This window comes from Dyella sp., from assembly GCF_036384435.1.
Taxonomy (GTDB): domain Bacteria; phylum Pseudomonadota; class Gammaproteobacteria; order Xanthomonadales; family Rhodanobacteraceae; genus GSA-30.
This window is the reverse complement of record NZ_DASVMI010000188.1, coordinates 11,743-32,010: the sequence shown is the minus strand read 5'-3', so window position 1 is coordinate 32,010 and position 20,268 is coordinate 11,743. Positions and strand designations below refer to the sequence as shown.

18 protein-coding genes are annotated in these 20,268 nt (G+C 59.6%); 9 read left to right on the top strand and 9 right to left on the bottom strand.

Annotated elements, in window-relative coordinates; all coding sequences use genetic code 11:
- The 3 genes from VF436_RS20240 to VF436_RS20230 form a co-directional block, all read left to right on the top strand.
- On the top strand, positions 1-1,671 hold a 1,671-nt coding region (locus tag VF436_RS20240), incomplete at its 5' end, for an autotransporter domain-containing protein (protein ID WP_330905860.1).
- 66 nt (positions 1,672-1,737) lie between these two features.
- Complete coding sequence (locus tag VF436_RS20235; protein ID WP_330905859.1) at positions 1,738-2,238, top strand: hypothetical protein; 501 nt, start codon at positions 1,738-1,740, stop codon at positions 2,236-2,238.
- A gap of 87 nt (positions 2,239-2,325) precedes the next feature.
- Positions 2,326-3,075, top strand: coding sequence for a DUF1080 domain-containing protein (locus VF436_RS20230; protein WP_330905858.1), 750 nt, complete (start codon positions 2,326-2,328; stop codon positions 3,073-3,075).
- An 18-nt stretch (positions 3,076-3,093) separates the two neighbouring features.
- On the opposite strand, the gene VF436_RS20225 is transcribed toward VF436_RS20230, so the two are convergent.
- Genes VF436_RS20225 through cyoA form a run of 5 tightly spaced genes read right to left on the bottom strand, consistent with a single transcriptional unit; the run spans position 3,094 to position 8,004 of the window.
- Positions 3,094-3,861, bottom strand: a complete 768-nt coding sequence (locus VF436_RS20225) for an SURF1 family protein (RefSeq protein WP_330905857.1) — start codon at positions 3,859-3,861, stop codon at positions 3,094-3,096.
- A 21-nt stretch (positions 3,862-3,882) separates the two neighbouring features.
- Positions 3,883-4,287, bottom strand: a complete 405-nt coding sequence (cyoD, locus tag VF436_RS20220; RefSeq protein ID WP_330905856.1) for a cytochrome o ubiquinol oxidase subunit IV — start codon at positions 4,285-4,287, stop codon at positions 3,883-3,885.
- The gene (gene cyoC / locus VF436_RS20215) at positions 4,284-4,922 is read right to left on the bottom strand and encodes a cytochrome o ubiquinol oxidase subunit III (protein ID WP_330905855.1); all 639 of its coding nucleotides are present in this window, start codon (positions 4,920-4,922) and stop codon (positions 4,284-4,286) included. The genes cyoD and cyoC overlap by 4 nt, the downstream gene beginning before the upstream one ends.
- The gene (gene cyoB / locus VF436_RS20210) at positions 4,915-6,924 is read right to left on the bottom strand and encodes a cytochrome o ubiquinol oxidase subunit I (protein ID WP_330905854.1); all 2,010 of its coding nucleotides are present in this window, start codon (positions 6,922-6,924) and stop codon (positions 4,915-4,917) included. Before cyoB ends, cyoC begins: the two co-directional genes overlap by 8 nt.
- Positions 6,925-6,948: 24 nt before the next feature.
- On the bottom strand, positions 6,949-8,004 hold the full coding sequence (cyoA, locus tag VF436_RS20205) for a ubiquinol oxidase subunit II (RefSeq protein WP_330905853.1): 1,056 nt from the start codon (positions 8,002-8,004) through the stop codon (positions 6,949-6,951).
- A 155-nt stretch (positions 8,005-8,159) separates the two neighbouring features.
- Between cyoA and VF436_RS20200 the strand changes: the two genes are divergently transcribed.
- The 3 genes from VF436_RS20200 to VF436_RS20190 all read left to right on the top strand — a co-directional run bounded on the left by VF436_RS20200 (position 8,160) and on the right by VF436_RS20190 (position 11,561).
- The gene (locus VF436_RS20200) at positions 8,160-9,482 is read left to right on the top strand and encodes an MFS transporter (protein WP_330905852.1); all 1,323 of its coding nucleotides are present in this window, start codon (positions 8,160-8,162) and stop codon (positions 9,480-9,482) included.
- 255 nt (positions 9,483-9,737) lie between these two features.
- A complete protein-coding gene (locus VF436_RS20195) occupies positions 9,738-10,250 on the top strand; it encodes a hypothetical protein (RefSeq protein ID WP_330905851.1) in 513 nt (170 codons plus the stop codon).
- Positions 10,251-10,334: 84 nt separating this feature from the next.
- Positions 10,335-11,561: an SGNH/GDSL hydrolase family protein gene (locus VF436_RS20190; protein WP_330905850.1), complete on the top strand. Its 1,227-nt coding sequence runs from the start codon at positions 10,335-10,337 to the stop codon at positions 11,559-11,561.
- Here the strand turns inward: VF436_RS20190 and VF436_RS20185 are convergent.
- The gene (locus tag VF436_RS20185) at positions 11,518-12,135 is read right to left on the bottom strand and encodes a hypothetical protein (RefSeq protein WP_330905849.1); all 618 of its coding nucleotides are present in this window, start codon (positions 12,133-12,135) and stop codon (positions 11,518-11,520) included. The genes VF436_RS20190 and VF436_RS20185 overlap by 44 nt on opposite strands.
- Before the next feature lie 285 nt (positions 12,136-12,420).
- Positions 12,421-14,166, bottom strand: coding sequence for a S53 family serine peptidase (locus tag VF436_RS20180; protein ID WP_330905848.1), 1,746 nt, complete (start codon positions 14,164-14,166; stop codon positions 12,421-12,423).
- On the opposite strand from VF436_RS20180, the gene VF436_RS20175 reads away from it, so the two are divergent.
- Positions 14,165-14,350 carry a hypothetical protein gene (locus tag VF436_RS20175; protein ID WP_330905847.1) on the top strand — a complete coding sequence of 62 codons (186 nt, stop codon included), beginning with the start codon at positions 14,165-14,167 and terminating at the stop codon, positions 14,348-14,350. The genes VF436_RS20180 and VF436_RS20175 overlap by 2 nt on opposite strands.
- 229 nt (positions 14,351-14,579) lie before the next feature.
- On the opposite strand, the gene VF436_RS20170 is transcribed toward VF436_RS20175, so the two are convergent.
- Entirely contained in the window at positions 14,580-15,029 is a 450-nt protein-coding gene (locus VF436_RS20170) for a hypothetical protein (RefSeq protein WP_330905846.1), read from the bottom strand.
- A gap of 731 nt (positions 15,030-15,760) precedes the next feature.
- Here VF436_RS20170 and VF436_RS20165 point away from each other — a divergent pair.
- Both VF436_RS20165 and VF436_RS20160 read left to right on the top strand, forming a co-directional pair.
- Positions 15,761-17,935 carry a beta-glucosidase gene (locus tag VF436_RS20165; protein WP_414649887.1) on the top strand — a complete coding sequence of 725 codons (2,175 nt, stop codon included), beginning with the start codon at positions 15,761-15,763 and terminating at the stop codon, positions 17,933-17,935.
- 71 nt (positions 17,936-18,006) lie between these two features.
- Positions 18,007-19,692, top strand: a complete 1,686-nt coding sequence (locus VF436_RS20160) for an FAD-dependent oxidoreductase (RefSeq protein ID WP_330905845.1) — start codon at positions 18,007-18,009, stop codon at positions 19,690-19,692.
- On the opposite strand, the gene VF436_RS20155 is transcribed toward VF436_RS20160, so the two are convergent.
- Positions 19,689-20,039: an HU family DNA-binding protein gene (locus VF436_RS20155; protein WP_330905844.1), complete on the bottom strand. Its 351-nt coding sequence runs from the start codon at positions 20,037-20,039 to the stop codon at positions 19,689-19,691. The two genes, VF436_RS20160 and VF436_RS20155, sit on opposite strands and share 4 nt — an antisense overlap.
- Positions 20,040-20,268 lie beyond the last annotated feature (229 nt).

Here is a 20,268-nt window from a genome sequence, read left to right as displayed (position 1 = left end):
TCACTGGTGTTCAACCAGAACAGCGACGGCAGCTTCGGCGGCAGCATCAGTGGCAGCGGCAGTCTGACCAAGCAAGGCAGCGGTAACTTGCTCATCACCGGCAGCAATCCGTTCGACGGCACGGTAAATGTCCAGTCGGGCATGCTGCAGGTAGGCGATATGGCGCATCCCAGCGCGATGCTTGCTGGCAACGTAGTGGTTTCCGGCGGCGCGATGTTCGGTGGTACCGGGACGATCGGCAGCCTGGATTTGTCGGGCACGGTCATGCCGACCAGCACGAGCGATCCGCTCGACGTGATGGGCAACGTGACCTTTCGCAGGAATTCGTTGTTCCAAGTGGTCGCCACTCCGCAAGGACAGAGCAGCCAGATCGCAGCGGAGGGCACGGTAACGATCGAGGGCGGCAGTTCCGTGGTGGTGGTCAATGCCGGTGACTACAAGCCGCTGACCGAGTACGCCATCCTCACGGGGGCGCAGGGCGTCACGGGCCGGTTCGATGGTGTGCAATCGAACCTCACCTTCTTGACCCCGACACTGGACTACACGACCAACGAGGTAAGGCTGTCGTTGCAGCGTAGTGCGGTGAACTTCGTCGATGTCGCCACCACACCCAACGAACACAACACCGCGACGGGCGTAGATGGACTGACCTTTGATAGTCCGGTGTACTCGGCCCTGGTGTTGCTCACGCCCGATCAGGCCCGGCACGCGCTGGATCAGCTCTCCGGCGAAGTGCATGCCGGTACACAGACCGGGCTGTTCGACAGTGGTCGTCAATTGCGTAGCGTGGTCAACCAGCATTTGCTGGGGATCGACTACGGTGGCCAGACGGCACAGGGTGAAACGCCCAACGGCGTGACGGTGTGGACGACCGGCTGGGGTCACTGGTCCGATCACGACAGCGATGGCAATGCCGCTGAGCTGCAGTCCAATGGCAGTGGCATCGTGATCGGCGCGGATCTGCCGCTGGACCAGTCACGCATCGGCGTGCTGGTGGGTCGGGGACAGGATTCGACTCGCGTCGATGACCTTGGGTCGACCACGCAGGCACACAGTACTTACGCGGGCATCTATGGCAATACCGAGTGGGGTGCATTCCGTTTGCGTGGCGGCGTGACCTACGCCTGGCAGGATATTCGTGGTCATCGTTCGATCAGCTTCCCCGGTTTCTACGGGAGTGCCAACAGCGATTATGACGCGCACACCGCGCAAGCGTACATGGAAGGCGGCTACGCGATTCCGTTCGGTCAGTTCACCACGCTGGAGCCGTACGTCAATCTGGCGCGAATCCAGGTGCATACGGATGCCTTCAACGAGCAGGGCAGCTCGGCAGACCTGGCGTTTCGCGCTTCCACCGCTAACCAGACCGTGGGCACCCTGGGCCTGCGTGGTAGCGTGGCGTTGGGTGGCTACGGTATCCGTGGATACGCCGGGGTAGGATGGCAACATGCCTGGGGCGATACCCAGGCGACCCGTACCGAGCGCTTCGTCGATGGCGGCCCGAGCTTTGGCATTCGCGGTGCGGCGGTAGCGGAAAACGCGGGTATCGCCGAACTCGGCTTGCGTGCGCCACTGGGCCGCAATACCACGCTGGATGCGGGATACTTCGGTCAGTTTGCCGGGCATGCCAAGGATCAATCGGCGCGTCTGACCTTGACCGTGTCGTTCTGACGAGATGAGCATGGCCGCCCGGCCGCAGCATGTGGCCGGGCGGCGAATCGGATCGATGGAGCCAGTATGTTGGTGACCACCTATTTCGATGCCTTGCAGGCTGACCTTTCCGGTGCCAGGCCGATTTATCTGGAGGACCTGCGTGCGCTGGTTGGGCCGCTTTACCTGGGCAAGACCATCAGTCGCACTTCCGATGCTGCCTTGAGCTTCGGAGGGTATCGCACGACGACCTACCGCTTCGGCGATAGTCTGTCGGCACAGGACATCCTTGAGCAGGTGGACGTCGAAGTGATCGACAGCACGCAGGCGGTCATCCGGCTGACGCTCTATCTCAATCCGGCATCAGGTGTGAGCGTGGAACACCTGATCCAACGTTATGAACTGTGCCGGCAGCCGGAGCGTCACGGCGCCCCAGGCATGATCCACTACGTGCATTCGTACGCGGGCGGCAACATTGATGTGCAAGTGCCAGCGCCAGATGAGCGGCGACAGCAGCGAGCGGTGGAAATCCATATCTTCGCCGATCCGCGAGTGTCCTCGCCGCGTGCTTACCACGCGCCAGTGTGACGCAAGTTCCTGCCTGTGCCGAAGGTCACTAACGGCTGGATTTGGATCGATGCAAAAATCGCCCGGACTTCATTCCCGGGGACTGCCGTGCGCCTTTCGATCTTGTTCGTCGCCTTGCTTGCCGCTTCCTGCTCGCTATCGGCCGTTGCCGATGACGCCATGCTCAATGCGCTGACTGCGCAGGAGCGAGCCGACGGCTGGCAACTGTTGTTCAATGGCAAGAACCTCGATGGCTGGCATTCGTACCTGCAAGCCAGGCCCGGCAAAGACTGGAGCGTCAGCGACGGCGCCATCATGCTCGAACGTGGTCATACCGGGGATGAGAAGGATTTCGCCGATATCGTCACCGCGGCCGAATATGAAAACTTCGATCTCAAGCTGGAATGGAAGATGACGCCGTGCGCGGACGGTGGCGTCATGTTCGATGTCCATGAGTCGCCCGAATATCACGAGACCTACGAGACCGGGCCGGAAATGCAGATTGCCGATCTGGTCTGCACCAAGCCCGACAGCCAGGTGCTGTACGAGCGATCAGGTGATCTGTTCGACCTGATCTCCTCAGATGTGGAACGGGTGCGCGAAGCAGGCAACTGGAACCAGTTCGAGATCGTTGCCGACCACGGCCACGTGCAATTCTTCCAGAACGGCCACAAGGTCGTGGATACGCATTTTTGGGATGCCGGCTGGAATGCGCTGGTTTCGCACACCAAGTTCGCACGCATGCCCGGCTTCGCCAAGTATCACAAGGGGCATATTTCGCTCCAGGGTACTGAGGACAAGGGTGAACTGCCGATCCGACTGTGGTTTCGCAACATCAAGATCAAGCCGCTGGCCTGACCCCGGCGTTGCTGTCGATCAATCGGCGGCGTGCTGGCGTGAACGCAGGCCGTCGCGAACCACGTAACTGACACCCACTACCGTCAGCAACGCCAGCACATACCAGGTGATGGCGTATTGCAGGTGGTTGTTGGGGAATGACACCACTGTCAGGCCGGCGCGAGGCCATGAATGATCCGGTTGCGGCCCCGCCGGCGCATCGGCATCGATGAAGTAAGGGGCTACTGGCGGCAGCTTGCGAGCCGAAGCCATGGCGGCAACGTCACGGGTGTACCAGCGATCCGCCACCAGGTCGTTGTGGCGCAGGAACCCCTTGAGCTCGGGCATGCGCAGCAGACCGGTCACGGTGACCGACCCGGTTGCACCGGGGGCGCAACTGGCGGCCTCCTTGCAACTGTCGGCCAGTACGAAGCCGCGGTTGACCATGATGATCGAGCCATCGTCTGCGCGAAGTGGCGTCATGACCCAGTAGCCGCTGCCCAGATCGCTCGACGTCCAGACCAGAACCTGTTTGTCATATAGATACGAGCCACTGGCGCTCACGTGGCGATATTCGTCGCCGGCCGCGGTGACATGCGGCCATTGCGATGAAGCGGGTGCGGCTATCACCGGGGCATGGATGCGTGTGTCGATGCGTTCGAGCAGATCGAGCTTCCAGGCGCGCCGATGTACCTGCCAGGTACCCAATGCGACGAACCCTGCGAATATGATCGTGCCAAAGATCACCCACAGGGCAAGCGAAAACAGTCCGCGAGGGGCACGTGGTTCATCGGGAGTGGCAGGCATGGAATATCTTTCGAGGGCGCTCTAGGGCAAGTTGGACATGTCGTGCGCGCTTGCCGGCATCATATTGTGATTCAGATGATACATGACCCAGATCGAACCCGAGAGCGCGATCACCACCAGCACAATGGTGAAGATCAGCGCGAGCATGTTCCAGCCGCCCTGCGACTTGGTGTTCATGTGCAGGAAATAGATCATGTGGACCACGATCTGGACAGCGGCAAAGCCCAGCACCAGTAACGCCGTCATGCCCGGCTTGGCGAAGCCTCCCGTCATCACGACGGCAAAGGGAATGGCGGTAAGGATCACGGCCAGCACGAAGCCGGTCATGTAGCCCTTGAATGAGGCGTGCGGGGTATCCTCGTCGTGGTGGTCTTCATGGCCGTGGCCATCGTGGCCGTGCAGCGCGACATCGGTCGGTGCGCTCATGGCAGTACTCCCATCAGGTACACGAAGCTGAAGACGCCAACCCAGACCACGTCCAGAAAGTGCCAAAACATCGACAGACACATGAGTCGCCGCCGGTTCTCGGGAACCAAGCCTCTCTGGCCGACTTGGATCATCAGCACGATCAACCACACGATGCCGAAGGTGACATGCAATCCGTGTGTACCCACCAGGGTGAAGAACGACGATAGGAACGCGCTACGTCCCGGGCCCGCGCCGATATGGATCAGGTGGGCAAATTCCTGTAGTTCGAAGAACAGAAATCCTGCGCCGAGCAGGCCGGTCAGTGCCAGCCACGCCTGGGTGGCGCGCTGGCGCTGGCGTTGCATTTCCAGCATGGCAAAGCCATACGTGATGGACGACAACAGCAGCAGCGAGGTGTTGAGCGCTACGATTGGAAGTTCGAATAGATCCTTGCCAGAAGGGCCGCCAGCATAGTTTCGCCCCAGCACCCCATAACAGGCGAACAAGCAGGCGAAGATGAGGCAATCGCTCATCAGGTAGATCCAGAACCCCAGCAGCGTGCCATTCTGCGGATGGTGTTCGCCGGTTACATGGAAGCTGAGCTTGCCTGGCGAGCCTTGCGTGTCGGTTATCGCGAGCGTGGTATCAGACATGGCTGGCGAGCTGCTCCGTGCGGAAGGCTTCCACGCGCGATACCTCATCGGCGGGGATGTAGTAGTCACGGTGATAATTGAAGGTGTGGCCGACGGCGACCGCCATCAGGGCCACAAAAGCGAGAATCACCACTAGCCACATGTGCCAGATCATCGAGAAGCCGATGACCGTGCTGATGCCCGCCAGGATGATGCCGGCTCCCGTGTTCTTGGGCATGTGGATCGGTCCGAAGCCTTCGGTGGGACGCTGGTAGCCCAGCCGCTTCATCTGCCACCACGCATCGGTTTCGTGCACCATCGGAGTGAAGGCAAAGTTGTAGGCTGGTGGTGGCGAAGAGGTGGACCATTCCAATGTGCGGCCATTCCACGGGTCGCCATCATGATCGCGCAAGGCCTCACGGCGGCGGAAGCTGACTACGAACTGGATCAGGGTGCTGGCAATGCCAAGTGCGATCAGCAGTGCACCGAAGGCCGCCAGTTGGAACCAGATTTGTAGCGAGCTGTCCTCGAAATGACTAAGGCGTCGCGTGACGCCCATCAGGCCCAGCACGTACAGGGGCATGAAGGCGAAATAGAAACCAATCAACCATAGCCAGAACGAGCACTTGCCCCAGAATGGATCGAGCTTGAAGCCGAACGCCTTCGGGAACCAGTAATTGATGCCGGCAAACAGACCGAATAGCACGCCGCCAATGATTACATTATGGAAATGTGCGATCAGGAACAGGCTGTTATGCAGGGAGAAATCCGCCGGTGGTACGGCCAGCATCACGCCTGTCATGCCACCGATGACGAAAGTAACCATGAAGCCGACCGTCCACAGCATGGGCACTTCGAAGCGGATACGGCCCCGGTACATGGTGAACAGCCAATTGAAAATCTTCGCCCCGGTCGGAATCGAGATGATCATGGTGGTGATGCCGAAGAACGAATTGACGCTGGCCCCGGCACCCATGGTGAAGAAGTGATGCAGCCAAACCAGGTAGGAAAGCACGGTAATGACCACCGTGGCGTATACCATCGAGGTGTAGCCAAACAGGCGCTTGCCGGCAAAGGTGGAGACCACCTCGGAGAATACGCCGAAGGCGGGCACAATCAGGATGTAGACCTCCGGATGGCCCCAGATCCAGATCAGGTTCACGTACATCATGGCGTTGCCGCCAAAGTCGTTGGTGAAGAAATTGGTGCCCGCATAGCGATCCAGCGCCAGCAGGGCCAGCACGGCCGTGAGCACGGGGAACGCCGCAACGATCAGCACGTTCGTGCATAGGGATGTCCAGGTGAAGATCGGCATCTTCATCATGTTCATGCCAGGGGCGCGCATTTTGACGATGGTCACAAGCAGGTTGACGCCAGATAGCAAGGTGCCGATACCGGCTATCTGCAACGACCATATGTAGTAATCCACGCCGACGTCAGGACTTTGCGCAATGCCGGACAGTGGCGGGTAAGCCAGCCAGCCGGTACGTGCGAACTCGCCCACGAACAGGGACATCATCACCAGCACTGCGCCGCTGGTGGTCATCCAGAAACTGAAGTTGTTGAGGAACGGGAATGCTACATCGCGCGCCCCGATCTGGAGTGGTACCACGAAGTTCATCAGGCCTGTCACCAAGGGCATGGCCACGAAGAAGATCATGATCACACCATGGGCGGTGAAGATCTGGTCGTAATGGTGCGGAGGCAGATAGCCGAGGTTATGGCCAAATGAGATGGCTTGTTGCAGGCGCATCATGATGGCGTCGGAAAAGCCGCGCAACAGCATCACCAGGCCAAGCACCATGTACATGATGCCGATCTTCTTGTGATCGATACTGGTGAACCATTCACGCCATAGGTAACCCCACAGCCTGAAGTAGGTCACCAGTCCCAGCACGGCAATGCCGCCCACGGCCACCGCGATGAACGTCCAAAGCAGGATCGGCTCATGCAGCGGGATGGCATCCCAGCTAAGACGGCCGAAAATCAGCCTGGTGAAGTCGGTGCGATCAGACAGCATCATGGGACACCTTGCTGAAAAGAGCGTTTAGTGGACAACGGCACGGGCCGAAGACACTTCAAGGGGATCATTGGCCGAGCACATCGCGCCCACATAGCGCGCCACAGGTGCACTGGCAAGGCCAAGCCGCTCGCGTGTGACGCCGTCCAGTGAGGTCACGTTGAGTGCACCGGGAATACCCTGGCCCCCCTGGGCGTCGAGGCTCATCATGTCGCTCTGGCAGATGCGATTGGACTCGACGCAACGATCAAGGATGGCGTTGTAGAGTTTGGGTGCGACGCTGGCGTAGCGTCGTACCGGCTCGTTCTGGCTGGGCTGTTCGAGCTTGAGGTAGGTGTCGCGGTCGAGCTTGCCGCCGGTCTGCTTGGCCTGGTTTACCCATTGTTTGAAATCCTGCTCGCTTACACCGTGGAACACGAAGTGCATCCCGGAAAAGCCCGCACCGCTATAGTTGGCCGAGAAGCCCTCGAACTGCCCGGGTTTGTTGATGACCGCGTGAAGCTGGGTCTGCATGCCGGGCATGGCATACACCTGGCCGGCAAGGGCTGGGATGAAAAACGAGTTCATCACGGTGGATGCGGTGATGTTGAAACGAATCGGGCGATCGACCGGCGCAGCCACCTCATTGACTGTGGCGATGCCCTGTTCGGGATAGATGAACAGCCATTTCCAGTCCAGCGCGACGACGTCGATTTCCAGTGGACGCGCATCGGCAGGCATGGGTTGGTGTGCGGAAATGCGGTCGAGCGATCGATAAGGGTCGAGCTTGTGCGTGCTCACCCATGTCAGGGCACCCAGGGCGATGATGATCAGCAGGGGAGCCGACCAGATCAGCAGCTCTAGCAATACTGAGTGATCCCAATCGGGAGTGTAGCGTGCCTTGGTATTGGAGGCCCGGTAGCGCCATGCGAACAAAAGCGTGAGCGCGATCACCGGCACGATGATCAGCAGCATCAGCAGCAAGGCGTTGACGATGAGGTTGCGCTGTTGCACGGCTACGTCGCCGGAGGGCGACATCAGCACCGTCTGGCAACCTGCCAGGAGCAAGGTGGTGGCGAGTAGCGGACCCCTCAGAGGCTTCATGGACATGGCCGGCGACGCATCCCGAAAAAAGCACCCGAGTAAAATACGCGAGTGAACGTGCATAAAACATAGGACATAATGTCCCACAAGGGGTAGCATGCATTTGTGATGTTACACCCGTAGACTGTGGCGTGAGACTCGAAGGAGACGCAAGCATGTCGAGCAGCTTCGATCATCCAGGGACGCTTACCTCGGAAGAGGCGGCGCGGCACGTGGATGACCACGGTGCGGTGCGGCCGGGAGAGATCGCCATCGGTGTGGTGATTGGCCGCGCCTCGGAATATTTCGACTTCTTTGTGTTCGGCATCGCCGCTGTGCTTGTGTTCCCTTCGGTGTTCTTTCCCTTCGAGGACAAGCTCACCGGCATCCTCTACGCCTTCACGATTTTTCCACTTGCCTTCGTTGCGCGTCCGCTGGGCACGACGATCTTCATGGCCGTACAGCGCGGCTGGGACCGCAGTACCAAGCTTACCGCGGCACTTTTCTTGCTTGGCACCGCAACGGCTGGCATGGCGTTCTTGCCGGGCTATGCCACGCTGGGCGGCTGGTCGATTGGCCTGCTCGCCTTTTTCCGTTTCCTGCAAGGCGTGGCGCTAGGAGGCTCATGGGATGGCCTGCCGTCGCTGCTTGCGCTGAATGCGCCGATCGAGAAGCGCGGCTGGTACGCGATGATAGGCCAGACCGGCGCACCGATAGGGTTCGTCATCGCCAGCTCGCTATTTCTCTACTTGTATACGCATCTGGCTGGGGAAGATTTTACCGACTGGGGTTGGCGCTATCCGTTCTTCGTGGCCTTCGCGATCAACGTGGTAGCTCTGTTTGCCCGTTTGCGGCTGGTGGCGACTGAGGAATACACGCGCATGCTGGAAGAGCGCGAACTGGAGCCGATCGGCACCCTGGAGTTGCTGCAAGGGCAGGGATATAACCTTTTTCTTGGTGCATTCGCAGCGCTGGCAAGCTACGCCCTGTTCCACCTGGTCACTGTGTTTCCGTTATCGTGGATTTCACTAGGTACCGAGCAGAGTATCAGCCAGGTGCTGAGCGTGCAGGTGGTTGGTGGCCTCATCGGCATTGCATGCACCATCATTTCAGGTTCGATCGCTGATCGCGTTGGACGCCGAAATACCCTGGGCTCACTGGCCGTGCTGATCGGAATCTTCAGCCTGTTCGCGCCATGGTTGCTTGGTGGCGGCCGTGTGGCGCAAGACGCTTTCATCCTGGTGGGTTTCGCGTTACTTGGCTTGTCCTACGGGCAAGCTGCCGGCACGGTGACCTCCAACTTTCAGCCCCATTTCCGCTATACGGGTGCGGCTCTTACCACGGACATGGCCTGGCTGATTGGCGCAGCTTTCGCGCCGCTCGTTGCGCTTGGCTTGTCATCGCGCTTTGGTCTGGTCGCGGTGAGCGTGTATCTACTTTCTGGCGTGGCCTGCACGCTGATCGCCCTACGGGTCAATCGCGCCTTGGAATCCCGCTAGAGCGGGAGCGACTTGATCGCGGATTGGCGCGGCGCTGGTGATCCGAGCGCCCCATGGCTGCCCGGTGCGCCAGGGGGGGGCTACTCGGCGGCTGTGTGGGCACGCAATCAGCGGGTCTTGGCCGACATGCATGGTGTCACCAGCAGTCGTCGTGACGACGATGTCGCGAAGGCAATCGTGAGGTTGCCGAGCATGTTGGCTTAGGGTTCGCCTTCGTGGTGGTCGTTCGTCGGCACGGCGAAGTCGGAGGTATCGTTGTCGCAGGCAAGCGGCAAGCAGCCCAGCTCCGGTACCGGAAATATTGCGCCGCGACAATCGTTTGGCTGCATGCGGCAGTCCTCATTGCTAGGGGGCACGGCGACGGCAGGATTCAGCAATGACGCGTCCGGCTTGTCCAAGGTGGGCAACCTCGGCGGCGGCCCAGGCAATAGCATCATCTTCGAGCATATTCGTGTGCCGAGTGCGGGTGTCTCCGTAATGGAGATCGATTACGCCACAAGCGGCGAGCGCACGCTTTATGTGACGGTAAACCAGAAAGCGCCGCGGCAATGGGTGCTACGTGGCAGCACGTTCGATGATCCGGTGCCGGCCATCATCCATGTAGCCCTGAAGGCGGGTAACAACACTGTTGAAATGGGCAACCCTAACCCAGATGGCTTCGCACCCGACCTGGATCTCATCGTGATCGCGCCTCGCGCAGATCTCTCCTGGGCCGGTTCCAGGGCAACGACGCAGACCTGTGCGGCCCGGCCTGCTGATGCCCGTTAAAGGCTCCTGCATCTGCTGATCATAGGCAGCTGCCTTCGGTGGTCGGTTAACATCCAGGATCACAAGACGCGATGAGGATGACGCATGATTGGTAAAGCCATACTGCTCCTGTCCATGGGGCTGCTTGGCATGAGCGAGAGTGCATCAGCCCTCGCTGCCGGGCAGCGTGTGGCCCTGTGGTCGCCGGCGATGGCTCCGGGTGGGCCGGCTCTCGACGATCAGACCGTGCGCATGACGGTGCATCCCAGTGTTGCCGGGTCGCAACTGCGCATCCATCTTTCCAATCGCTATGGCGACCAGCCGTTGACCCTCGGCGCGGTGACGATTGCTTTGCAGGAAAGGGACTCGTCGGCGACCAAGGGCAGCATGCGCGCGGTAACTGTCGGGCGAGCAAAGAGCATCACGATTGCAGCGGGCGAGGATATCGTGAGCGATCCGGTCGACTTGTCTGTAGCGGCTGGACAGAATCTGCTCGTGAGTATTTACATCCGGCATGCGGGAGGTGGCTCAACCTGGCATGGCGATGCTTTTGACACGACGTACCTGATGCCGGGTGGTTCAGGTGACCATGCTGCGGAAATTACCATGCCGGCGGGCAGGAAAACGAGTACTTCGTGGTACGTATTATCAGGAGTCGATGCTGTGTCGACGGTGCCCGGTACCGTTGTGGCGTTCGGCGACTCGATCACCGATGGGTACAATACGCCCAAGGGTGCTTATGCACGCTGGCCTGATTTCCTGGCACGTCGGCTGGCTGCATCGAACATGCCCATGGCGGTCGTTGATGCTGGCATCAGCGGTAATCGTGTCCTGAATCGTGTGCACGGCGATGCATCGGGAGTCAGCGCACTGGATCGCTTTGCCCATGATGCCCTGGAACAACCGGGCGTCGGTGCGGTGATACTGATGGAAGGCATCAATGACATTGGCAACAACGCCGGCCCCGATGGAAAGCCGCTGACGAGCCACGCTTTGATCGAGGCATATCGACAAATCATTCGACAGGCGCACGCACATGGCGTACGCATTCTGGGAGGAACCATCCTGCCAGATGAGGGCGCCGGCTATTATTCCCGTGCTGGCGAAGCCATCCGTGTGGCTTGCAATCAATGGATTCGTGAAAGCGGAGCATTTGATGGTGTCGTGGATTTCGACTCAGCCATTCGCGATCCTTCGCATCCGGGGCGCATGCGCTCAGTTTACGACTCTGGCGACCACCTGCATCCGAATGCCGCCGGTATGCAGGCCATGGCCAATGCGATCGACCTCAAGCTGTTGCGGCGCTCGGTAAGTCAGCCAATACGCTATTGAGCGTTTGGGCGATCTGCTGGCCGAGTTGGCCGTAGCTTCGGGCGCGTGGCATGCGCGCACGCTTGGCGGCATCGACAAGCAGATCGGTGCGCACGTCACCCTGTTCGTCCAGGTGATAGGCGAATAGGCATGCGCGCGGCGAGTCCAGGAATACCCGCATCTCCACGACGACGGATGTCTTGGGGTTGGCGTCATGTTCGGGATACGCCACGATGGTCAGCATGCGATTTGCGCTACGACGAAGCGCACGCATGCCTTCTTCCAGTTCCACGGCCAGGCGATGGCCTTCGGGGAGTTCGAGAGTGTGCATGAGCACCGTTTCCAGTTCGGCCACGGCTTTGCGCACTTCGTTCTCGATGCGACCAAGGAAGCCCACGCGCAATTCGTTACGGGAATAGTGCAGCGGCATGGTGGCCAGCTGTACGTCGCCCTTGCGGATAATGGTGGAGTGATTGATGCGCTGAAAACTGAGTCCAGGGGCGCCATAATCAGGCCCGGGTTGCCGGGAGCTGATGCTGGACAACGCCGACCACGCGGCTTTCAGGAAATCCAGGTTGGGAGCTGATTGGAACATACGATTCTCGTGTGGTGACTCCACCGAGAGGGTCGCAAGGCGCGAAGCCATCCCGGCTCACGAGGGGTATCGGCCGATGGCGTTGGTTCTTTAGGCGGGGATGGGAGGCAGGTTGTGGGCGTTGATCCGAGAAGCTGAGGTTTCGAGACCGCGTCTTTGCCTTTCGAAAAGCCGCGATTCAACGCGACGCTGAACTTTGTGTCGCCATTTCCCTCCTCCAAGCAGTGAGACGCCCCGGACGGTGTGTGCCGCCGGGGCATCAGGGTGAACCTGGCAAGACTCAGGTCACGGAGTAGTCAACGCATTGATGAAAGCCGGTCCGATCGGGCTGCCCCAGCCGGTGACCAGGTCGAACCCGGCCACCGCGTTGAAGCCGCTACCGCTACCTGCGGCGGGACGGTTATTGCCGCTGGTCACGTCATGGAACAAGCTGCGATAGCTGGAGCTCAGCGCCAACTGGTAGAGCTTGGTGTTGATAAAGCCCACGGTGCCATGACCGGCCGCTACGGACTGCTGGTTGGCCAGGGCGAGCAGGCCTGCCCAGCGCGGTGCGGCATAGCTGGTGCCGGCCACGCCGGTTTCCAGTTGACCCTGGGAAATCGTGACATTGTCGAAGTCTGCTTCCAGGGCGATGTCCGGGTCGTTTCGCAGGGTGGTTGATCCCTTGTTGGTCGAGGTGATCACGCCTGCCTGACTTTGGTAGGCGGGGATCGAGTAACCGGCGCGGCTGTAGAAACCACCGCCGCTGGCACCATAAAGGCCGTCCGGCGAGGTGTCGCCCCAGCCGGTTTCCGAGACCCAGGCGCCGCCGGCACCATTGGTCTTGAGTGATGTGCCGCCCACGTCGAGGATGTTTGGATCGAGCGATGGGGCATCCCAGGTCTGGGAGTTGTATGCGCCGTCATCGCCACTGGCGTTCAAATAGGTCTGGCCCTGCGCGGCGAACTGCTTGTAGATCGGATCGTCCGCGCTGCCGAAATCACCGCCGCCCCAGGAACTGCTGATCACCTTGGCAGTATTGTCGGTTGCCATCTGGTTGAGCACATCGGTCGCGCTATCGCCTTCATAGAACAATACCTGCTTCAGGCCGGGCGCCACCCCGATCACGTTGCCGATGTCCAGGATCTGTTCGCCATCATCACAATTGCGGCCGCATGAACCGCTGAAGCCGTTGACCAGTACGTTCTTCACTGGCACGGTGGTGGGCGTGCCAGTCTGGCTGTAGAACAGCGTCAGATCGCTAGCCTTGTAGCCTTCGAACGAAAAGACCGCCACGGTCTGACCGGCACCGTTGAGGGAGCCTGAGCCGTAGTACGCCTTGCGGATGTCCGTGGGCGTGTAGTTGCCGGAAGGGCCCGATCCACTGGCCTTGGCCAAGGCCCTCATTTCCTGTGCGATGGAGCCGCGCTTCATGTGATTGTGCGGCAGGGTGACGTCGGTCAAGCCGGTGATCTTCAATAGCGAGACACCTAGATCCACCGTTGGCTCACGATCGGGCGCATAGAAGTTGCGGTTCTCGGTCGGGTGCCGGTAATTGGTGAGCTTGATGTGCAAGGCGCGATTGATGACATCCACCGGCGCCTCTACGTCGACCAGGCGGCGATTTGGTGCGGTATGGGTGACATTGAATCCATTGACCTGTGCCCAGCCGACCACGGCGTCATAATCGGCCTGCGTCGGCGCAAAGCGGTCGGTGAATTCCTGTACGGATAGGTAATGATGGTAATTGGGACTTGATGGATCGTAGATGTCTCTGATCAATGCATCGAGTTCGTCTTCGTTGCGCAGTGGAAGATTCAAGGCCAGTTTCAGATGCCGGCTGTTTTGCGTGTCGCTTACGCGCGAGGCAATGCCGGTGCTGACTACTTCGGGCACCTGTGCGCGCATGATGCGATTGATGCCAGAGGAGACCTGACCGGCTGCCTGGGCCTGGAAGCCACAGAACAAGGTGCCTGCAAAGATGAGTGCGGGTACGAAACGTGCGAAATTGACTTCACTCTGAGGGGTTTTGCAGAAGGAGACGAACTTCATGGGCGTGTTTCTCCAGCGAGTGGTAGTTGTTTTCCTGGAAAACCATCGCGCGTCCTTGCGAATGCGTGACGCAGGCGACTGCGGCGACATCACTCATAAAGACGCCCTGCATGGAGGACACCCCACCGTCGCGATCCATTGCATGAATGAAAATGTGACGCGTAAATCAAATTCATTGCATTAGTGCATCAACGACGCGCATAAGCTTGTTGTGTTTCTTTATGTGGATGGATGTCTTGCGCCTGTTGTTGAAAGATTCGCGCAAGTTTTTCAAGAGCGAGGGGCGAGTAGCGAGGACGCAAGTTCGAAAACTCGCTTCGTGTTTCAACTTGCGTGACACATGCCAATGACATGTCATTGGTAGGCATTCGTACTGGCGCCCTCGCTACTCATCCCTCGCCCCTTGATGCTGACTACTGGTATTGCTTCCCATTGATCACGACGTAACCTGCATAGGGCCAGGAATTGCTGGTGCCGTGGTGCGTCCAGTCGATGCCCTGACTGCTGTCGTTGTCGTAGTAATACCGTCCCTTGACTGTGGCGCTATCGCCGACATGCACCCAGGGCCACTTAGGTGCGTTCATCTGATCGAGGTCGGAGACGATCTCGATGACGACATCCGGGGCGACCTGGACATAGAAATAGCCGTGGTTTCCGCTGCGGGTGTGCTTGGCCGGGAGTACCTGCGTGACCGTGCCGCAAACGTTTTCTTCCTGGTCATCGCTGATTTCGCCGTTCTCGAACAACTGCTGGTCTTGCAGGAATTGATTGTTGTTGCACGGAAAGGTTGTCGATGTGCGAAGCGCGTAGCCATGAGCATCGTTCTGAGCGGGTGATGTGGCCCATGCCACACCGATGCTCATGGACGACGCACACGCAAGAGAAATCACTGCAGTAAGCCATTTAGCCTGCATCGTATGTCCTCGAGTTGAATTGAACGACCGGTAGATCACCGGCGCGATGGAATGACGCTATCGACGCGACAATGAAGCCAGGTGCGGTTGTTGTGCGATGGCGTTCATGCACTCGAATGTGATTCATGAAGGGCCGAGTGCGGGGGCGAACGCTAGCACAGGTTTTTGCGTCGCCAATGGGCAATATGCGTTTCCCTGAGCGTGATCACAGATAGCGCATCGCAAACATTTGCGCGCTGGACGCCCGGCGAATTTTCGATCGATCAAAAACGTCGCTTAAGTTTCGCGAAAGCGGGAATATGGCTTGCTTTTGTTCAAGGATCTGCAGCCCAGAGCGATGCGTATGGCCGTGTCGATCTCCGTCCGGCGCATGTTGTGCAAGGGCGCTTGCTGGCAATGCGCCTGCAGATTTACCGAGCTAGGCGAGACACTGCTCGATTGGCGTAAAAACGGGTAGGGCGTTAATGCATTTCTACGCGAGATGCAAAATAGCCCAGCGCAATGCAGAAATGCTAAGTCTGGGGACACGGCGCTCAACCAGCTGATCAGGCCATCGAGTGAAACGAGCAACCGGCTTGTTGCCCGATGGCTTGGCTGACCGGTATGCCTGAACGAGGCGAGCGGTTAAGCTCAAGAATCTGCGACACGATGGAGGTGCGGCGATGAAGGGTCTTGCGCGGTTGGGGCTGGCATGGGTCATATCAGTAGCGTTTGCTTCGGCACATGCCGGGCCGATGCCGGCTGGCCATCCATGGAGCGATGCCGGATTGAATCCAGATGCTCGGGCCAGGTTGTTGGAAGCGCAAATGACCCAGGACGAGAAGTTTCAGCTCATACGCAGCTACTTTGCTGGCGCCGGACCGCACAAGCCGTCGCAGAAGCCGGTTCCGCCGGGTTTCATCGGTTCTGCTGGCTATGTGCCGGCGATCGCAAGATTGGGAATTCCTGCCTTGCAGGAGAGCGACGCAGGACTGGGCGTAGCCAATTCCGACGCCTTGCGCCCTGGCGACAGCGCGACACCTTTGCCGGCCGGCCCAGTGACTGCGGCAAGCTGGGACCCTCAAGTCGCTTATCGCGGTGGCGCGATGATCGGTGCGGAGGCGCGCGCCAAGGGCTTCAATGTGCTCCTGGCCGGTGGTATCAACCTGATGCGTGAGCCACGCAACGGCCGGAATTTCGAGTATGCCGGCGAGGATCCTCTGCTTGCCGGAACCATCGTGGGTGCCACGATTGCCGGCGTGCAAAGCCAACACATCATCTCGACGATCAAGCACTATGCAGTCAACGATCAGGAGACCGCGCGCAATACGATCGATGTCAAGCTCGATGAAAAAGCCATGCGCGAATCCGATCTGCTTGCCTTCGAACTGGCGATCGAGCGGGGCAAGCCCGGTTCGGTAATGTGTTCGTACAACAAGCTCAACGGCGATTGGGCGTGCGAGAACGACTATCTGCTCAACCAGGTGCTCAAGCAGGATTGGCATTATCCAGGTTTTGTCATGTCCGATTGGGGCGGCGACCATAGCGCGGTCAAGGCAGTCAATGCGGGTCTGGACCAGGAATCGGCGGCCGAGGCGTTTGATGACCAAGTGTTTTTCGACACGCCGCTGCGCCAGGCCGTCGCCAGCGGCGAGGTGAAACAAGCCCGTCTGGACGACATGGTTCATCGCATCCTGCGCAGCATGTTCGCGGCCGGTCTGTTCGATGAGACGGCCAAGCGGCCAATCAATGAGCAGGCCGATCTGGCCGTGGCACGTCACACGCTGGAATCGGGTGCAGTGTTGCTGCGTAACCAGAATGCCTTGCTTCCCCTGGATGTGGCTCGCCTCAAGTCGCTAGCTGTCATTGGCGCGCACGCCGACAAAGGGGTCATGGCCGGTGGTGGTTCTTCCACGGTACGGGCCAAAGGAGGCAATGCGGTGCCTGGGCTTGCTCCGCTGCAATGGCCCGGGCCGATCGTATACCACCCGTATGCGCCGCTGGCTGCCTTGCGCAAGATGGCGCCGGCTGCACAGGTGAGCTTCGCCGATGGCACGGATGTGGCAACTGCTGCCGCGTTGGCCAAAAAAGCCCAAGTTGCTGTGGTGTTCGTGCAGAAGTGGGCGGCCGAATCGGTCGATTGGACCGACCTTGGCTTGCCCGATCAACAAGACGCCCTAGTGACCGCGGTCGCCAAGGCTAATCCTCATACGGTGGTGATCTTGGAAAATGGCAACCCGATCACGATGCCGTGGTTGGGGCAGGTGGGTGCCGTGCTGGAGACCTGGTATCCCGGCGGCGACGGCGGAACGGGCATTGCCAATCTGTTGTCCGGCAAGGTCAACCCGTCCGGGCGTCTACCCTTCAGCTGGCCCAAGGATCTTTCGCAACTGCCACGCCCGGAACTGCCCGGTGCCGCCGGGGGGGAGGCGCCCAAGTCCGTCGACTACAACATCGAAGGTGCGGACGTCGGGTATCGCTGGTATCAGAGGCGCGGCATCGAGCCCCTGTTTCCCTTTGGATTTGGCCTGTCCTATACACAATTCGAGCATGGCACGCTTGCCATCGACGCGGGCAAGCTGCAGGCGAAGGTTTCGGTCCGCAATACTGGCCAGCGTGCCGGTGCCGACGTGGTGCAGGTCTACGTGCAAGTGCCCGGAAGCCCGGTTCGTCGCTTGGCTGGATATGCGAAGATCTTTTTGCAACCTGGCGAGGAGCGCACAGTGACCGTGCCGCTTGAATCGCGGCGGCTGGCAGATTTCAATACTGAACAGCATCGCTGGGTGGTTCGTGGGGGCGCTTACGCTTTTAGCTTGGGGCGATCGGCGCAGGCCTTGGACGCCCCCGTTTCGGTGCAGGTCCAGCCATCGCGCTAAGCACGATATCCTTGAGGGCTCCTGGGGCTTATCCTTGGAGCCTTCCACGGGTTGGCGTAAAGAGGGTGTCGATGAGCGATTCGATGATTCGCCCTTTACCAGAACTGCCCGAGATCGATGTTCGCGACCTGCAAGATCGTGACGCCCAGCGATTTCCGCGCCTGGATGACGATATGGCGCGACGCATTGTCGGTTACGGTCGAGAGGAATTTGTTTCTGCAGGCACGCTGTTGTTTGAGCGCGGGCAACGCGGCGTTGATTTTTTCTTCGTACTGGAGGGGGGTATCCAGGTTTTCGATCTGGATGCGCAGAATAGTCCGCGCCCAGTCACTACGCATGGCCCCGGCCAATTCAGCGGCGAAATGGATCATTTCAATCAGCGGCGCATCCTGGTGTCAGGGTTGGCGGCGGCGCCGACACGGCTGATTCGAATTTCGCGTGAGCAATTTCGCCGACTCGTATCTGCGGAAACGGATATCGGCGAAATCATCATGCGTGCGTTCATCTTGCGCCGTGTTGGCTTGATTCGGCTTGGTGGTGGTGGCGTCGTGTTGATCGGTCCGGCGCATGCTGCGCATACCTTGCGTTTGCAGCGTTTTCTCGTGCGCAATGGGTTTCCTCACCGTCTGCTCGATAGCGAGTCGGAAGGCGACGCTCTGGAATGGGTCAGGCATTTCGATATCACGCCCGAGCAATTGCCCGTGATCGTGACTCCCGATCGTGGTCTGTTGAAGAACCCTTCGACAGGCGAACTTGCCGATCAGTTGGGATTGACGGAAGCAATCGAGCCTGGTCGTGTCCATGATGTCGCAGTAGTGGGCGCCGGTCCATCCGGGCTTGCGGCGGCGGTTTATGCCGCCTCCGAAGGGCTCGATACGATTGTTATCGAAGGCATGGCCCCTGGTGGACAGGCAGGCACATCGTCGCGGATCGAAAATTATCTCGGATTCCCGACAGGTATTTCAGGCCAGGCATTAGCGGGACGGGCGCAGGCTCAGGCTCAGAAATTTGGCGCGAGATTGGCCATCTCCAGGCATGTCACGGGGATCGATTGTTCGGAGCGTCCCTACCGCTTGGTGCTCGAGGGTGGGCAGGTGATAGAGGCTCGCAGCATCGTGGTGGCAACCGGCGCGCGCTACCGCAAACTGGACGTTCCTGACTATGAACGGTTCGAAGGCCAGGGCATTCATTATGCGGCCACTCCGATGGAAGCGCAGCTTTGCCGTAATGAAGAAATCATAGTCGTCGGTGGTGGCAATTCGGCGGGGCAGGCGGCCGTGTTTCTTTCTCGTATCGCCGCGCATGTTCATTTGCTGGTGCGCGCCGACGGTCTGGCGGCAACCATGTCCGATTACCTGGTGCAGCGAATCGAGCAGTCTTCCCGTATCAGCTTGCATGCACGAACACGCATCACCGGTCTTGCTGGCGATGACAGGCTGCGTACCGTGACCTGGCAGCAGCATACTGATGCGACTGTGCAAACCCGCCATATCGGCAACGTCTTCGTGATGGTCGGGGCCGAGCCCAATACAGATTGGCTCGCTGGCTGTCTCAGACTAGATGCCAAAGGGTTCGTGTGTACGGGGCCGGAGGCGGGCAACTTTGGTGCAGCATCCGCTTACGCCACCAGCAAGCCTGCAATTTTTGCGGTAGGCGATGTGCGCGCAGGCTCGATCAAGCGCGTTGCGGCGGGCGTCGGCGAGGGCGCGGCGGTCATTGCAGCAGTGCATGCGGCGCTTAACCCGTCCCCGGCTTAGCTGTCATCTGGATCGGCGCAAGTGCTCAACTGTGGCAATGCCGTGCTCAGGTAGCGCCCGGTCTCGATTTCTTCCTGCAGGGCGCGAGTGGCTGTGAACTTGACCATGACTCGCGTAGGCGCAACGGCCGACTCGCCCGTGTCCGGGTCATCGCATCGTTCCAACTGAATGATGGTCTTGAGTCGGCCAATGCCTGGCAGCGTGACGTGGTTACCTTGCGGTAACGAGCGTTGTACGTGCATGCCAAGCGCTTCCAGTACGGCGGCGACCGAGCGTTTTGGCAGGTCGACCGTGGCGGCTAGATGTTCGATAAGTTCGTTCTTTCGTAGGGCGTAACTGCGATTCACTCGTTTGCTCCATTCCCTGGGGCTGGCTGGGCTGGAAAGGATCGCTCAATATGTCGAGAGCGTCTTTCGTACTGATCCGAATTTGAAGTCGAAATAGCAGGCTCGGAATTCACGCTGCCGCGTTGACATCATGGTTGTGAACATGAATTTTAGAACAAGTCCTATAGGTTCGCGGACGGTGGTTTGGCAAGCTGTATCACCATGCTGCGATTGGCGTGGCGTACTCCTG

Excerpts from the sequence above, each read along its gene's own strand:
- VF436_RS20235 (WP_330905859.1), top strand. The coding sequence starts at position 1,738 with ATGTTGGTGACCACCTATTTCGATGCCTTGCAGGCTGACCTTTCCGGT.
- VF436_RS20225 (WP_330905857.1), bottom strand. The coding sequence starts at position 3,861 with ATGCCTGCCACTCCCGATGAACCACGTGCCCCTCGCGGACTGTTTTCG.
- cyoD (WP_330905856.1), bottom strand. The coding sequence starts at position 4,287 with ATGAGCGCACCGACCGATGTCGCGCTGCACGGCCACGATGGCCACGGC.
- cyoC (WP_330905855.1), bottom strand. The coding sequence starts at position 4,922 with ATGTCTGATACCACGCTCGCGATAACCGACACGCAAGGCTCGCCAGGC.
- cyoB (WP_330905854.1), bottom strand. The coding sequence starts at position 6,924 with ATGATGCTGTCTGATCGCACCGACTTCACCAGGCTGATTTTCGGCCGT.
- cyoA (WP_330905853.1), bottom strand. The coding sequence starts at position 8,004 with ATGAAGCCTCTGAGGGGTCCGCTACTCGCCACCACCTTGCTCCTGGCA.
- VF436_RS20200 (WP_330905852.1), top strand. The coding sequence starts at position 8,160 with ATGTCGAGCAGCTTCGATCATCCAGGGACGCTTACCTCGGAAGAGGCG.
- VF436_RS20190 (WP_330905850.1), top strand. The coding sequence starts at position 10,335 with ATGATTGGTAAAGCCATACTGCTCCTGTCCATGGGGCTGCTTGGCATG.
- VF436_RS20185 (WP_330905849.1), bottom strand. The coding sequence starts at position 12,135 with ATGTTCCAATCAGCTCCCAACCTGGATTTCCTGAAAGCCGCGTGGTCG.
- VF436_RS20175 (WP_330905847.1), top strand. The coding sequence starts at position 14,165 with ATGGGCGTGTTTCTCCAGCGAGTGGTAGTTGTTTTCCTGGAAAACCAT.
- VF436_RS20180 (WP_330905848.1), bottom strand. The coding sequence starts at position 14,166 with ATGAAGTTCGTCTCCTTCTGCAAAACCCCTCAGAGTGAAGTCAATTTC.
- VF436_RS20170 (WP_330905846.1), bottom strand. The coding sequence starts at position 15,029 with ATGAGCATCGGTGTGGCATGGGCCACATCACCCGCTCAGAACGATGCT.
- VF436_RS20160 (WP_330905845.1), top strand. The coding sequence starts at position 18,007 with ATGAGCGATTCGATGATTCGCCCTTTACCAGAACTGCCCGAGATCGAT.